Annotated in this window: 14 protein-coding genes and 1 pseudogene; 11 read left to right on the top strand and 4 right to left on the bottom strand. The window is 76.6% G+C overall.

Translation table 11 applies throughout. The annotated features are described in order from the left end of the window. The first annotated feature begins 19 nt into the window (after window positions 1-19). From FN207_RS00075 to FN207_RS00045, 7 genes are all read left to right on the top strand, one after another. Window positions 20-949, top strand: coding sequence for a glycosyltransferase family 2 protein (locus FN207_RS00075; protein ID WP_142456387.1), 930 nt, complete (start codon window positions 20-22; stop codon window positions 947-949). Further along, window positions 946-2046, top strand: coding sequence for a mannose-1-phosphate guanylyltransferase (locus tag FN207_RS00070; RefSeq protein WP_142456386.1), 1101 nt, complete (start codon window positions 946-948; stop codon window positions 2044-2046). Before FN207_RS00075 ends, FN207_RS00070 begins: the two co-directional genes overlap by 4 nt. Window positions 2047-2212: 166 nt before the next feature. Then, window positions 2213-4300 (top strand): acyltransferase family protein, encoded by a 2088-nt coding sequence (locus FN207_RS00065; RefSeq protein ID WP_142456385.1) that lies wholly within the window; start codon window positions 2213-2215, stop codon window positions 4298-4300. Beyond that, window positions 4297-5196: a glycosyltransferase family 2 protein gene (locus FN207_RS00060; RefSeq protein ID WP_221887978.1), complete on the top strand. Its 900-nt coding sequence runs from the start codon at window positions 4297-4299 to the stop codon at window positions 5194-5196. The genes FN207_RS00065 and FN207_RS00060 overlap by 4 nt, the downstream gene beginning before the upstream one ends. Continuing rightward, the gene (locus FN207_RS00055; protein ID WP_142456384.1) at window positions 5193-5651 is read left to right on the top strand and encodes a DUF2304 domain-containing protein; all 459 of its coding nucleotides are present in this window, start codon (window positions 5193-5195) and stop codon (window positions 5649-5651) included. Before FN207_RS00060 ends, FN207_RS00055 begins: the two co-directional genes overlap by 4 nt. Before the next feature lie 52 nt (window positions 5652-5703). Further along, window positions 5704-6474, top strand: coding sequence for an SDR family NAD(P)-dependent oxidoreductase (locus FN207_RS00050; protein WP_142456383.1), 771 nt, complete (start codon window positions 5704-5706; stop codon window positions 6472-6474). Window positions 6475-6507: 33 nt separating this feature from the next. Further along, window positions 6508-7488: a DNA-3-methyladenine glycosylase family protein gene (locus FN207_RS00045; protein WP_246065645.1), complete on the top strand. Its 981-nt coding sequence runs from the start codon at window positions 6508-6510 to the stop codon at window positions 7486-7488. On the opposite strand, the gene rfbA is transcribed toward FN207_RS00045, so the two are convergent. Genes rfbA through cofD form a run of 3 tightly spaced genes read right to left on the bottom strand, consistent with a single transcriptional unit; the run spans window position 7485 to window position 10394 of the window. After that, the gene (gene rfbA, locus FN207_RS00040) at window positions 7485-8357 is read right to left on the bottom strand and encodes a glucose-1-phosphate thymidylyltransferase RfbA (RefSeq protein ID WP_142456382.1); all 873 of its coding nucleotides are present in this window, start codon (window positions 8355-8357) and stop codon (window positions 7485-7487) included. The genes FN207_RS00045 and rfbA overlap by 4 nt on opposite strands. Window positions 8358-8386: 29 nt before the next feature. After that, window positions 8387-9442, bottom strand: a complete 1056-nt coding sequence (locus FN207_RS00035; RefSeq protein ID WP_142456381.1) for a coenzyme F420-0:L-glutamate ligase — start codon at window positions 9440-9442, stop codon at window positions 8387-8389. Then, entirely contained in the window at window positions 9435-10394 is a 960-nt protein-coding gene (gene cofD / locus FN207_RS00030) for a 2-phospho-L-lactate transferase (protein ID WP_246065644.1), read from the bottom strand. The genes FN207_RS00035 and cofD overlap by 8 nt, the downstream gene beginning before the upstream one ends. Before the next feature lie 295 nt (window positions 10395-10689). On the opposite strand from cofD, the gene FN207_RS00025 reads away from it, so the two are divergent. Together FN207_RS00025 and FN207_RS00020 are read left to right on the top strand one after the other, a co-directional pair. Further along, window positions 10690-10941: a WhiB family transcriptional regulator gene (locus FN207_RS00025; RefSeq protein ID WP_170149355.1), complete on the top strand. Its 252-nt coding sequence runs from the start codon at window positions 10690-10692 to the stop codon at window positions 10939-10941. Window positions 10942-11084: 143 nt separating this feature from the next. Next, window positions 11085-11981, top strand: coding sequence for a GNAT family N-acetyltransferase (locus FN207_RS00020; RefSeq protein WP_185938092.1), 897 nt, complete (start codon window positions 11085-11087; stop codon window positions 11979-11981). On the opposite strand, the gene FN207_RS00015 is transcribed toward FN207_RS00020, so the two are convergent. Continuing rightward, window positions 11956-12945 (bottom strand): hypothetical protein, encoded by a 990-nt coding sequence (locus tag FN207_RS00015; protein ID WP_142456378.1) that lies wholly within the window; start codon window positions 12943-12945, stop codon window positions 11956-11958. The genes FN207_RS00020 and FN207_RS00015 overlap by 26 nt on opposite strands. 73 nt (window positions 12946-13018) lie before the next feature. Here FN207_RS00015 and FN207_RS00010 point away from each other — a divergent pair, with 73 nt between their 5' ends. Further along, on the top strand, window positions 13019-13933 hold the full coding sequence (locus tag FN207_RS00010) for a phosphotransferase (protein WP_142456377.1): 915 nt from the start codon (window positions 13019-13021) through the stop codon (window positions 13931-13933). A 51-nt stretch (window positions 13934-13984) separates the two neighbouring features. Further along, window positions 13985-14268: pseudogene (locus FN207_RS00005) on the top strand (HNH endonuclease); the annotation flags it as partial.

Here is a 14268-nt window from a genome sequence, read left to right as displayed (position 1 = left end):
CGCCTTCTACAGTCGCCCCGTGCCCGGCTCCTTCGACGTCCTCCCGCTGCGCGTGGTGGCGGTGACGTACTCGCCGGGGGAGGCGCTCGAGGGCTTCGTGACCTCGCTGGCCGAGGCCACCACCCGGCCGGTCGACGTCGTCCTCGCCGACAACGGCTCCACCGACGGCGTCCCCGAGCAGGTCACCGCGCGCCACCCGCAGGTGCGGCTGCTGCGCACCGGCGGCAACGTCGGCTACGGCGCCGCCGTCAACGCCGGGCTGGCCGGCGCCCCGGGCCGGTACGCCCTGGTGGCCAACCCCGACGTCCGCTTCGAGCCCGGCGCCGTCGACGAGCTGCTCGCCGTCGCCGGCCGGTGGCCCCGCGCCGCCACCGTGGGCCCGGCCATCCGCACCCCCGAGGGCGAGCTCTACCCCTCGGCGCGCGACCTGCCGCGGCTGTCCACCGGCGCGGGACACGCGCTGCTCGGCTGGGCCTGGCCGGGCAACCCGTGGACGGCGCGCTACCGCCGCGAGCGCGAGGCGCCGCGCGAGCGCACCGCCGGCTGGCTGTCGGGCTCCTGCTTCCTCGTCGACCTCGAGGCGTTCGCCGCGGTCGGCGGGTTCGACCCGGGCTACTTCATGTACTTCGAGGACGTCGACCTCGCCGAGCGGCTGGGCCGCGCCGGCTACCTGCACGTGTACGCGCCGACGGCGGTCGTCGTGCACGAGGGCGGGCACGCCACCCGCCGGGAGCCGCACCGGATGCAGCGGGTGCACCACACCAGCGCGCTGCGGTACCTGTCGGGCCAGTACCCGGGACGGCGGCACGTCCCGCTGCGGACGGCGCTGCGGGCCGGCCTCGGCGCGCGGATGCTGCTCTCCTACGTCAGCGGGCGGGTGGCCGCCGGGGCCCGCTTCCAGCGCCGCGCCGAGGGCGTCGGCCGCGGCAACCGGGGGGCACGGGCATGAGGCACGCGGTGGTCATGGCCGGCGGGTCGGGCACGCGGCTGTGGCCGCTGTCGCGCGCCGCCCGGCCCAAGCAGCTGCTCGACGTCATCCAGGACGACACGGGGGACGGCGCCCACAGCCTGCTGGCCGAGGCGTTCGCCCGGCTGGAGGCGGTGCTCCCGGCCGAGCGGATCTGGGTGTGCACCGCGGCGCGCTACGGCGCGCAGGTGCAGGCCGCCCTGCCGCGGCTGCGCCCGGACCGGCTGGTGCTCGAGCCGGTCGCCCGCGACACCGCCAACGCCGTCGGGCTGGCCGCCGCCCTGGTGGCCGAGGCCGACCCCGACGCCGAGCTCGCCGTCGTCAGCGCCGACCACGTCATCCGGCCGGTCGAGCGGTTCGCCGCGGCGCTGACCACCGCCTTCGACGCCCTGGCCGCGCGGCCCCGGGCGCTGGTCACCCTCGGCATCCGGCCCACCGCCCCGGCCACCGGCTTCGGCTACGTGCGCCGCGGTGCGGCCATCGAGGTGCCGGGGGTGGCCGAGGCCGCCGCGTTCAAGGAGAAGCCCGACCGCGCCACCGCCGAGGGCTACCTGGCCTCGGGCGAGTACCTGTGGAACTCGGGGATGTTCGTCTGGCGGGCGCGCACCGTGCTCGACGCGCTCGCCGACCACCTGCCCGCCACGGCCGCGGGCCTCGACCGCGTCGTGGCGGCCGCCGCCGGCCCCGGGCGCGACGCCGTCCTCGCCGAGGTGTTCCCCGCGCTGCCGAAGACCAGCGTCGACTACGCCGTCCTCGAGCCCGCGGCCACCGAGCCCGGCCGGGTGCTGGTCGCCGACCTCGACGTCGACTGGCTCGACGTCGGCTCCTGGCCCGCGCTGGCGCAGACGCTGGCCGCCGCCGACGGCAACGCGGTCGGCGGGCTGGCGGTGACCCTCGACAGCGCGGGCAACATCGTCTTCAGCGACGACCCGGAGCACCTGGTGGCCCTCGTCGGCGTCCGGGACAGCGTCGTCGTGGCCACCGCCGACGTCACGATGGTGTGCCCGGTGTCCGACGCCGAGCGGGTCAAGCAGCTGCTGGGCGCCGTCGAGGAACGGCACGGCGCGCGCTTCAGCTGACCGTCCGGGGAGCTCCGAGCGCGCACGCGGCGCGTGTGACCCTTCCGTCACACCCACACCGTCGGCGTCCCCGTCGGAGTGCCGGTCGCCGTTACCGTGGCCGGGGCCGCCTGTTCCGGCGCCCCCCGACCGCCGCCGACGGCCCCACCCTCCACGGAGAACCCCAGTGCTCACGCTCCGCGCGCCCGAGGCGCCCGCGACCCCCCGGGAGCGGACCTTCCTGCCCGAGGTCCAGGCGCTGCGTGCCCTCGCCGTCCTGCTGGTGGTCGTCTACCACCTGTGGCCGAACCGGTTGACCGGCGGGTACGTCGGGGTCGACGTCTTCTTCGTGATCTCCGGCTTCCTCATCACCTCGCACCTGCGGCGCGAGGTGGAGCGGACCGGGACGCTGTCGCTGCGGTCCTTCTACGCCCGGCGCGCCCGCCGGCTGCTGCCGGCGGCCCTGCTGGTCCTGCTGGCCACCGCGCTGGCCTCCAGCGTGCTGCTGCCGGTCAGCCGCTGGGCCGCGACCGCCGGCGACGTCCTGGCGAGCACCTTCTACGTGCAGAACTGGGCGCTGGCCGGCCGCGCGGTCGACTACTCCGCCTCGCAGGACGCCGCCTCGGTCGTGCAGCACTACTGGTCGCTGTCGGTGGAGGAGCAGTTCTACGCCGTCTGGCCGCTGCTGGTGCTGGTGCTGGTCTGGCTGGCCGGGCGCACCCGCTCCCGCCGCTCGCTGCTGCTGCCGGGCATCACGGTGGTCACCGCCGCGTCGCTGGCCTGGTCGGTGTACTGGACGGCCACCGAGCCCGCGGCCGCCTACTTCCAGACGCCGACCCGCGTCTGGGAGCTCGGGGTCGGCGCGATCCTCGCCCTGACGCTGACCGGCGGGCGGCTCTCCGCGTTCCTGAACGTCGGCGCGGCCGTCCCGCTGGTGCTGCGCTGGGCCGGCTTCGCCGCGATCGCCGTGGCCGCCGTGCTGCTCACCAGCGGCTCGCCGTTCCCCGGGTACCTGGCGCTGCTGCCGGTGCTGGGCACCGCGGCCGTCATCGCCGCGGGGGACACCGGGCCGCGCGACCCGTCGTCGCGGCTGGTCGCCTTCGGCCCCACGCAGTTCGTCGGCGACGTCTCCTACGCCGTCTACCTGTGGCACTGGCCGCTCATCGTGCTGGCGCCGTTCGCGCTCGCCCGGCCGCTGACCACCCTGGACAAGATCGCCGTCCTGGCGGCCGCGCTGGTGCTCGCCTGGGGCACCCGCCAGCTCGTCGAGCAGCCGGCGCTGCGGTGGGACCGCCTGCGCCGGCCGCTGGTGGTCGGCGTGGCCACCGTCGCGGCGATGGCGCTGGTCTCCGGTGTCGCCGGCTGGCAGTACCAGCGGGTCGCGGTGGCCGAGGCCGAGGCGCGCGACGCCCTGGCCGCGGCGCAGGACGACCCCTGCTTCGGCGCCGGCTCCCTGGCCCCCGGCGCGAGCGGCTGCGGCGAGACCTACGGGCCGCCCGCGTCGCTCACGCTGACCGAGGACGACCAGCCGTGGTTCGCCGACCCGGCGTGCAGCCAGACCGAGGGCGGGCAGAGCGACACCGACCTCGACGTGACCACGTGCCGCTTCGGCACGGAGCCGCCGGCCCGGCGGGTCGCGCTGGTCGGCGACTCGCACGCCGAGCACTGGCGCGGCGCGCTGCACGAGGTCGCGCGGCAGCAGAACTGGGAGCTCGTCGAGATCCTGCGCGGCGCGTGCCCGGTCACCGAGGCGCGGGTGCTCACCTTCCAGGGCGCCGACACCGACACCGACGGCTGCGCCCGCTGGGGCGGGCAGGTCACCGACTGGCTGACCTCCCACGACGTCGACGCCGTCGTCACCTCCTCCTTCACGACCGCGTTCACCTTCGCCGGCGCCGACTCGCTCGAGGCGGGCGTCGAGGGCTTCGCGGCCACCTGGTCGACCTGGCTCGACGCCGGCCTGGAGGTCGACGTGCTCCGCGACGTCCCGACGACGGGCCTCCCGCACGTCCCCGAGTGCCTGCAGGCCCACCCCGGCGACCCGCTGGCCTGCTCGCGGCCGCGCGCCGAGGCCGTGGTCCCCGACGCGGCGACCCTCGCCGTCGAGCGGTTCCCCGCGCCGGGCCTGCACCTGGTCGACCTGACCGACTGGTTCTGCGACGAGACGACCTGTTACACGGCGATCGGCGGAGCGGTCGTGTACTGGGACGCCAACCACCTGACCGCCCAGTACAGCCGCAGCCTGGCGCCCTTCCTGTTCGAGGAGCTCGTGTGACCGCCATCCGTACCGAGGAGGCGCCGACCGCGGCGCCGTCGACAGGGGAGTCCGCGCAGACCGCGGTGGCTCCGGTCCGGCCGGCCGCCCTGACCGGGCTAGCATCCCGGGCGATGGCTGCAGCGCACGGCGACCGTGGACAGCTGGGGCTCCAGCCGCAGCTGCACCTGGCGACCTCCGACCAGCGCGACGGGCGCGCACCGGGGCCGTGGGACGACACGGTCGTGGTCGTGCGCGTCTACAACGAGGCCACCGTCGTCCGCGGGGTCATCGAGGAGCTCGTGCAGGCGGGCCTGGCGGTCATCGCCGTCGACGACGCCAGCACCGACGCCTCGGCGCGCGAGATCGACGCCGCCGGCGCGCTGCGCGTCAGCCACCCGGTCAACCTCGGTGCCGGCGGTGCGCTGCAGACCGGCTACGAGGCCGCGCTGCGCTTCACCGACGCCCGCTACATCGGCTGCTTCGACGCCGACGGCCAGCACCAGCTGTCGGACCTGCTGTCGATGATCGAGCGCATCCGCGAGGGCTACGACGTCGTCATGGGCTCGCGGTTCCTCGACTCGCGGACCGCCATGAGCCCGCTGCGCCGGTTCATCCTGCGCGTGGCCACCAAGGTGATGAACCGGAAGTCCGGCCACCGCCTCACCGACGCGCACAACGGCCTGCGGATGATCACCCGCGACGTCGCCGCGCGCATCCGGCTCTCGCACACCGGCATGGCCTACGCCTCGGAGCTCGAGGAGCAGCTGACCAGCCCCGACCTGCGCGTGGTCGAGCACCCGGTGCACATCCTCTACACCGACTACTCGCGGGCGAAGGGCCAGCCGCTGCTCAACAGCGTCAACATCCTGGCCGACACGATCGCCCACCGGATCAGCCACGGAGGCCGCTCGTGATCATCAAGTTCCTGCTGGTCCCGGCGCTGGTCTTCGCGGTCTGGGCCTCGCTCCGCTCGCGCGCCTCGCTGCGCGGCCAGGCCCGCCGCAAGCTGATCGCCGGGCTGACCCTCGTCGTCGGCGTGCTGGCGGTGATCTTCCCGGACTACACCCAGTACGCCGCCGACGCCGTCGGCGTCACCCGCGGCACCGACCTGCTGCTCTACTGCCTGGCCCTGGTGATCATCTACCTGGTCGGCAGCACCAGCGTCCGGTTCCGGGAGCAGGAGTCCCGCCTGGTGCGGCTGTCCCGGCAGGTGGCGCTGGCCGAGGCCGAGGCCCGCATCGGGCTCGGCGTGGCCCCCGGCTTCCGGGGACCCGGGCCCGGCGCGAGGGACCAGCGCGGGGCCGCGCTGCCGCCCGCGGGCGCGACCGTGGCCGCCCCGGCCGACCCCCGGCAGGCCTCCCAGGCCTGAGCGCCCGGAGGCGTCTGCCGCCGCCGACGCCGGGCGTGGTGTGATGCCGCTCATGCAGAACTTCGACGTCGCAGCTGTCGTGTCCGGTGGGGCCTCGGGCCTCGGGGAGGCCACCACCCGTGCGCTCGTCGCGCGCGGTGCCGCGGTGACCGTCCTGGACCTCAACGAGGAGCGCGGGAAGGCGCTGGCCGCCGAGCTGGGCGGGCACACGACGTTCGTCCGCACCGACGTCACCGACGAGGACCAGGTGGCCGCCGCGGTCGCCGACGCCACGAGCAAGGACCGGCCGCTGCGGATCGCGGTCAACTGCGCCGGCATCGGCTGGGCGCAGCGCACCGTGGGCAAGGGCAACGCCCCGCACGACCTCGCGCCCTTCCTGCGCACCGTGATGGTCAACCTGGTCGGCACCTTCAACGTCCTGCGCCTGTCGGCGGCCGCGATGGCCGCCACCGAGCCGGAGGAGGACGGCGAGCGGGGCGTGGTGGTCAACACCGCCTCGATCGCCGCCTACGACGGCCAGATCGGCCAGGTCGCCTACGCCGCCTCCAAGGGCGGCATCGTCGGCATGACGCTGCCGGCCGCGCGCGACCTGTCCAACGTCGGCGTCCGCGTCTGCACGATCGCGCCGGGGCTCGTCGACACCCCGCTGCTGGGCGGTCTGCCCGAGGAGGCCCGCACCGCGCTGGCCAACGGCATCCCGTTCCCCAAGCGCCTCGGCCGCCCCGACGACTTCGCGCAGCTGGCGCTCGGCATCATCGAGCACGGCTACCTCAACGGCGAGGTCATCCGCATGGACGGCGCCCTGCGCATGGCGCCCCGCTGACCTGACGGCTCCCTCTTCCCCGGAGACCCCCGCGTGACCACCGCACTGCCGGCCCCGACCCCGCCGGCACCCGCCCCGCCCGTCCTCGCCTCACCCGCACTGGACGGCGCGGACTTCACCGACTGCTGGCGGCCGGACTGGCGCTTCGACCTGAAGGCGGTGCTGCGGCCGCACCAGCGCAGCGCGGGGGACCCGGCGATGCAGTGGGACGGCGACGCCGTATGGCGGACGACGACCACCCCCTGCGGCCCGGCCACCGTGCGCATCACGCACCGCGGCGGCGAGGTGCGGGTGCAGGCGTGGGGGCCGGGCGCGCAGTGGGCGGGGACGGCGGTGCCCGGCTGGCTCGGCGCCGACGACGACGCGGAGGGCTTCGAGCCGGGACACCACCGCCTGGTCGCCGAGATCGCGCGGCGCACGCCGGACCTCCGGCTGTCCCGCACCGGGCGCACGTGGGACGCGCTGGTCCCCGCGGTGCTCGAGCAGAAGGTCACCGTCGTCGAGGCGCACCGCGTGTGGCGGGCGCTGCTGCGGCTGGCCGGCGACCCCGCGCCCGGTCCCGCGCCCGAGGGCATGCGGGTGCTGCCCTCGCCGCGGCGCCTGCGCGAGATCACCGACTGGGAGTGGCACCGCTGCGGCCTCGACGGCGCCCGCCGCCGGGCGCTGCTGCACGTCGCCTCGGTCGCCCACGCCCTCGAGCCGGACGCCGACTGCGACTCACCGACCCTGCAGCGCCGGCTGCGCACGGTGCCCGGCATCGGCGTCTGGACGGCCGCGGAGGTCGTCCAGCGCACGCTGGGGTGCCCGGACACCGTCAGCTACGGCGACTACCACCTGAAGAACCTGGTGGGCTGGTCGCTCGCCGGCCGCAAGACCGACGACGACGGGATGATGGAGCTGCTCGAGCCCTGGCGCGGCCACCGGCACCGAGTGGTCCGGCTCCTGCACCTCGGCGGGAGCATGCCGCCCCGCCGCGGCCCGCGGACCGCGCCGACCAACTACCGCCGCATCTAGCGGCCGCCGTCCTCCAGCAGGCCCAGCAGGTAGTCGCCGTAGCCGCTCTTGGCCAGCGGCTCGGCGGCGCGGCGCAGGCCGTCGTCGTCGAGCCAGCCCTGCCGCCAGGCGACCTCCTCGATGCAGCCGATCTTGAGGCCCTGCCGCTCCTCGACGACCGACACGAACTCCGTCGCCTGACGCAACGAGGCGAAGGTCCCGGTGTCCAGCCACGCCGTCCCGCGGTCGAGGACGGTGACGGTCAGCCGGCCCTCGCGCAGGTAGTGCTCGTTGACCGCGGTGATCTCGAGCTCGCCGCGGGCGCTGGGCCGGATGCCGCGGGCCACCTCGACCACCGACGACTCGTAGAAGTACAGGCCGGGCACGGCATAGGAGCTCTTCGGCGCGGCCGGCTTCTCCTCGATGGAGAGGACCTTCCCCGAGCCGTCGAACTCCACGACGCCGTAGTCCTGCGGGTTGGCGACGTGGTAGGCGAACACGTGGCCGCCCGCGGGGTCGGGGAGCCGTCCGAGCGCCGTCCCGAGGCCCGCGCCGTAGAAGATGTTGTCGCCCAGGACCAGGGCCACCGACTCATCACCGACGAAACCGGCGCCGATGAGGAACGCCTGCGCCAGCCCCTCGGGCCGCTCCTGCACGGCGTACTCGATCCGCATCCCGAGCCGGCCGCCGTCGCCGAGCAGGGCGCGGAAGGCGGCCTGGTCGCCGGGCGTGGTGATGACCAGCACCTCGCGGACGCCGGCCATCATCAGCGTCGAGAGCGGGTAGTACACCATCGGCTTGTCGTAGACCGGCATGAGCTGCTTGCTGACGGCCTGCGTGATGGGGAACAGGCGGCTGCCCGTGCCCCCGGCCAGGATGATCCCCCGCATGGGGGCGGACGCTACCGAGAGCGGGCCGCTCAGTCCCGGGGGGAGCCGAGCCACAACCTCCCGACGAGTGACGACCCGCCCGGCGTGCCGACCGGCTCCCAGCGGGTGGTCCAGCCCTCGGCGTGCAGCTGGATCACCACGGCGCCCAGCAGCGCCCCGAGGTTGAGCGCCGCCGTCGTGGTGGCCCGCTCGGGCAGGTGCACGTCGACGACGCCGTCGCCCTCGCCGCCGTGCCGCAGCACCACCGGGAACTCCGGGAGCGCGGCGCTGGCCACCCGGAACGCCTCGGCGACGGCCTCGCGGTCGCCGTCGCGGGGGACGAGGTCGGCGGCCGGCCGCCGGCCGGGCACGAGGTCACGGCTGCCGTAGGGGAACAGGTCGCCGGGGCCCAGCCGGACCAGCGGCCGGGTGCCGGCGTCGTCGTCGGGGACCTCGTAGGCCAGCCCGCGGACGACGGCGACCGGTACGCCGTCGAGCTTGCCCTTGACCAGGTCCGCGGCGGAGGCGACCTCGTCGACGACGGCGACCTGCGTGGTCTCCAGCCGGTTGCCGTGCGCGTCGACGGCGCCGCGGTGGTCGGTGAGCGCGGCGATGCCGGCCGACCCGACCGCGACGTCGGTCAGGCCCTCCCGCCAGGTGCGGCCGAAGGTGTCGCTGACCACCACTGCCACCTCTGTGCCGAGCAGCTCGCGCAGCCGCTCGCGCAGCGCCCGGGCCGAGGCGTCGGCGTCGGCGGGGAGCAGGACGAGGGAGTCGCCGGGCACGTTGGAGGCGTCGATGCCGGCCGCGGCGACCACCCAGCCGTGCCGGGTCTCGACGATCTTCAGCGGCCCCCGGCGGGCCACCACGCGCACGGTCTCGGCGTCGATGGCCCGCTGCCGGACGGCCTCGCGGTCGGCGCCCGGGGGCACCGGCACGACCCGGCCCTCGACCTTCGACACGACCTTGGAGGTCACGACGACGACGTCGCCGTCGGCCAGCCACGGCGCGGCGCCCGCGATCGCCGCCGCCAGGTCGTCGCCGGCCGTGAACTCCGGCAGCCCGCGGACGGGGAGGACGTGCAGTCCGCCGACCGGGCTAGACACCAGCGGCGTCCAGAGCGGCCCGCGCCATCGCGGCGGTGGCCTCCGGGGAGCTCATGAGCAGCGGCACCGCGCGCACGTCGACGCCGGGCACCTGCGCGGGGTCGCCGGTGTGCACCAGCCACGCGTCGAGCAGGCCGCCGTCGGCGCGGGCGCCGTAGTGCCGGCCGACGCCCTCGGCGCTGACTTCCACGCCGAGCACCGGCAGGCAGCGGTCGGCCATCCCGCGCACCACGCCGCCGTCGACGATCGGCGAGATGCCGACGACGCGGCCGGGCGTGGCCCGCAGCGCGTCGCGCAGGCCGGGCACGCCGAGGATCGTGCCGATCGACACGACCGGGTTGGACGGCGCCAGCACGACGGCGTCGGCGCGGGCCAGCGCCTCGACCACGCCGGGCGCCGGGCGGGCCTGCTCGGCGCCGACCTGCACGAACGCGTGCGGCTGCGGCTCGGCGCGGTACCGGACCCACCACTCCTGGAAGTGGACGGCGCTGCGCCGGCCGGTGGCGGGGTCGTCGACGACGACGTGCGTCTCGACCCGCTGGTCGCTCATCGGCAGCACCGTGACCCCCGGCTGCCACCGGTCGGCCAGCGCCGCGGTGACGTCGGAGAGCGGGTAGCCGGCGTCGAGCATGCGCGTGCGGACCAGGTGGGTGGCGAGGTCGCGGTCGCCCAGGCCGAACCAGGTGGGCTCGGCGCCGTAGGCGGCCAGTTCCTCCTTGACCGTCCAGGACTCGCCCGCCCGGCCCCACCCGCGCTCGGGGTCGATGCCGCCGCCGAGGGTGTAGACGACGGTGTCGAGGTCCGGGCAGATCCGCACCCCGTGCATCGTCACGTCGTCACCGGTGTTGACGACCGCGGTGACCGACGACGGGGGTGCGACCTCCCGCAGACCGGTCAGGAACCGGGCCCCGCCGACGCCTCCGGCGAGCACGACGATCTCCACGAAAGTCATCGTGCCCCATGGGCACTTGTCCACTGTTCGACGGGCGTGTCGGGGGAGTGCACGAGAAGTGACGAACGAGGTGTGACGCGTGGGGCCGGTGTGGTCAACCGCTTACACCGGGCGAAGTTGACGCTCGGGCAACGACACGCGTGTAATTCCCGCGGTGTGCGGCGCGGAGAACTCGCGTCGAAGGGACGAGAGCGAGAGGGGACGCATCGTCATGGCAGAGGTCTCGTGGCTGAGCGACTACGTCGGCGGGTCGGAGCGGGTCTCCCGTGAGAGCGGGTCGGCCGACCAGGGTCTGATGGGCATGCTCGGCATGGGCCTGACCGACGACGTGCAGTCCTGGCAGGAGCGCGCCCTGTGCGCCGAGACCGACCCGGAGGCGTTCTTCCCCGAGAAGGGCGGTTCCACGCGCGAGGCGAAGAAGATCTGCACCGGCTGCGAGGTCAAGGCCGAGTGCCTCGAGTACGCCCTCGCCAACGACGAGCGCTTCGGCATCTGGGGCGGGCTGTCCGAGCGTGAGCGCCGCCGCCTGCGCCGCCGCGCGATCTGATCGACGGCCCCCGCGAGGGGGCGGACGGGACGTCCTGCACACCGGCGTGCGATCCCCCGGTCCACTTCCCGCAGCCCCCGACGGCACCGCCGTCGGGGGCTGCGGCGTGCGGGGCGCGGCGTTCCGTGTGCTCGGATGACGGGGTGACCGACGGGGACCGGGGGACGCGGACGGTGCTGGGCCGGGCACGCGTCGCCGCGGAGGTCCGCGCGGCCGTCCCGCTGGCCCGCGACCTCGCCGCCCCGGTGACCGCCGCGGCGCCCTGGCTGACCACCGTCCTCTCGGTGCGGGCGGCCCGCCGGTGGCCCCGGCCGCTGCCCGCCGCGGTCGTCGTCGGGCCGCGGGGGACGGGCCGGACCGACGGGCTGGCCGTCCTGGAGCTGGCCGGCGCCGGCCCGGTCGTCACCGCGACGCTGCTGGGGAACGGCCTGCCGGTGCCCGGCGGCCGCCCGCACGCCCGGCTGCTCGCCCGCGACGACGACGCCGCCGAGCGGCTGGCCGCGGGCGTGCTCGACCTGCTGACCGGGCTGCGCCGGCCGTGGCGGCTGCGCCTGGCCGGGCTGCCGCTCGGCGACCCGGTGGTGCGGGCGCTGGCGCGGCGGCGTCCCGACGCCCGGGTGGCCACCGCCCGCAGCCTGCTGCTGGTCGACCGCCTCGACGACGCGGGGCCGGTCGAGCGCACCCGCGACCCCCGGGCGCTCGACCGCGTCCTGCCCGACCTGCTCGCCGCCGGGCCCGACGCCCGCGCCCGCGACCTGGTCCGTGCGGCGGCCCGGCTGCACGCCGTCCTCGGGCAGGTCGAGGTCGCCACCGTGTACGACGGCGGGCGCCTCCGTGCCGGGCTGCTCACGCTGGTCGACGGCGCCGACCGGCTGCCCTGGTGGGGCCGGTCCGAGGTCGGCGGCCTCGAGACGGTCCGCGGTGCGCCGCTGGTCGGCGTCACCGTCTCCGGCCGGGGCCGGGTGCTGCGGCCGGTGCTCGACGGCGTGGCGCGGCTCGTCCCGGCCGTGCCGGTCAGCCGGCGACGCGGATCCGGCTGAGCAGCGGGTCGCGCAGCGCCTCGGCGCGCTCGGTGCCGAGGAACAGCGCCCCGCCCGCGGGCGCCTCACCGTTCCTGGCCGGGCCGGTCGGCGCGACGGTCACGGTGAGGTCGTAGACCCGGCCGGTGTAGGCCGGCGGCGTCCCCGAGGGGCGGGTGTAGGTGGGGAAGCGGCCGGTGAGCCGCAGGTCGTCGCCGTCGCGGGTCACGCGGAGCGCGGGGGAGGGCAGGTCGGCGTACTCGGTGCCGGTGGGGCTGCAGCCGGCCGTGCGCGGATCAGCCGGCGCGGTGGTCCCCAGGCAGTTCCAGGTCGTCAGCCGCAGGTGGGCCAGCGCCGTCCCGTCGGAGCCCACGCTGACGCTCACCGACGGATAGCCGACGGTGACCCCCACCGCGCGCTGCTCGAGCACCAGGCCGCCGAGGGCCAGCCGTGCCGTGACGCCGTCGCGGCCGAGCGGCACCGACCGCGCGGCGAGCAGACCGGCGCCGCGCTCGCCGGGCAGCGGGTCGTCGGGGACGGGCGGGAGTTCCGGGCGCGCCGTCGTCGGGGCGGCAGGGGGTGGCGTCGTCATGGGGGCGGCCGCGGCCGGGGGCCCGGCGGACACCTCCGGGGCGTCGGTGCCCAGCGCGAGGCCCGCGAGGACGGCGACCAGGGCCAGCCCCGCGGCGGCCAGGCCGGCGAGGGTGCGCGGTGCCGGGTCCGGCCCCGCGGGGGCGGGGGCCACCGGCGGCGGAGCGGCCGTCCGAGGCGGCGGGCCCGGGGTGCCGGGCGGCGCCTCGAGGAAGCCGGGGAGGTCGTCGACGGCCCAGCGCGGGCCGGGGGAGCGGGCCGGGGCGGGTGCCGCCGGGGGCGGCGGGAGGCCGCCGCGCGCGCGGGTGAGGAGCAGCCCCGCGACGACCGCCGCCAGCGCCAGCAGGGCCGCGCCGAGCACGACCCAGGCGACGAGCGGCGCGGGGGAGTCCATCCGGAGCAGCATCCCAGGGGGACCTCCGGGGAGGCTCCGTGCGGCACGCCGGGGCGGCTGCCAGGATCCCGGGGTGGTGCAGAACGAAACGGGGTCGACCTCGTCGGGCACGTCGTCGGCAGGTCGGGAGCGGGTGGCCTCGCTGCTCGCCGAGCTCGGGGTGGCCGAGCCGGTCGTCGCCGTCGCCGACCTGTCCGCGCGGCTCGGGGTGGTGCAGGGCGTGCTCGCCGACCGGGTCCTCGATCTCGCGGTGACCGAGAGCGGCCGCGGGCGGCTGCTGGCCGAGCTGCGGGGACGGCGCTGGGCCGAGGAGCGGCAGGTCGGCGTCCCCGAGGTGGTCGCCGCCGCCGACGACGGCCGCTGGCTGCTCTCCCGCCGCGTGCACCCCGCCCCCTCCGGCGGGCCGCGCTGGACGGCCGCGGCGGTCGAGGCCGCGGTGCGCATCGCGCCGCTGCCCGCGCCGGCCGGGCAGCCGTGGGAACCGCCGGCGGGCGGGTCGCTGCGCCGGGCGCGCGGCACGCTGCAGGAGGGCTCCCGGCTCGTGCGCGGCGGGGTGCGGGTCGGCGAGCTGCGGGCGGTGCGGGCGGCCGCGGCGCAGCTGCCGCTGTCGGAGGTCGCGCACGGCGATCTGCGCGCGGCCAACGTCGTCGTCGACACCGGCGACGGCGACGGCGAGGGGCGGCTGGTCGTCCTCGAGTGGTCCGGCGTGCGCGCCGCGCCCCGGCACCGCGACCTGCTCACGCTGTGGGCCACCACCCCCGACGCGCAGGACCGCGCGCAGATCGGCGAGGTGGTGCTCTCCCGGACCGCCGGCTGGGAGGAGCCCGACGTCGGGCTGTTGTGGCACGCCGTCGCCCTCGAGCAGCTGGTCGCCCGGCTGACGCGCGCCGACCGCGGCGACGGCCTGGACGCCGCCTTCGCCCGCGCCCGCCTCGACGAGGCGCGCGCCATGGCCCGCGAGCTCGGCAGCCCGGTCGACCGCGGCTGACCCTGCTCTGACCTGCGGGAACTGTCGTACCCCTTCCGTAGGTTCGGGGTCGTGGAGGAGGTAGCCGGGTCGCTCGTGGAGCGTGCGCTGGCGGGCTGGCTCGTCGAGCGGCCCGCGCCCTTCCGGCGGCTGCCGGTGGCACTGCTGTCGCGGGAGCAGAAGGCCGCCGAGCTGCAGCGACTGCAGGCCCTCAAGGCGCGGACCGCCGCCTACGAGGCCGAGCTGATCCTCGGCCTGGCCGACGACTCACCCGATGACGACGACCCGGCGCCGGGCACGCCGGGGGCGCGGGCGCGGTCGTGGAAGCCCGATCCCGAACTGCCGGGTGTCTCGGA

The organism is Geodermatophilus aquaeductus (assembly GCF_900182545.1).
GTDB lineage: Bacteria > Actinomycetota > Actinomycetes > Mycobacteriales > Geodermatophilaceae > Geodermatophilus > Geodermatophilus aquaeductus.
This window is presented reverse-complemented; position numbering and strand designations above follow the sequence as displayed.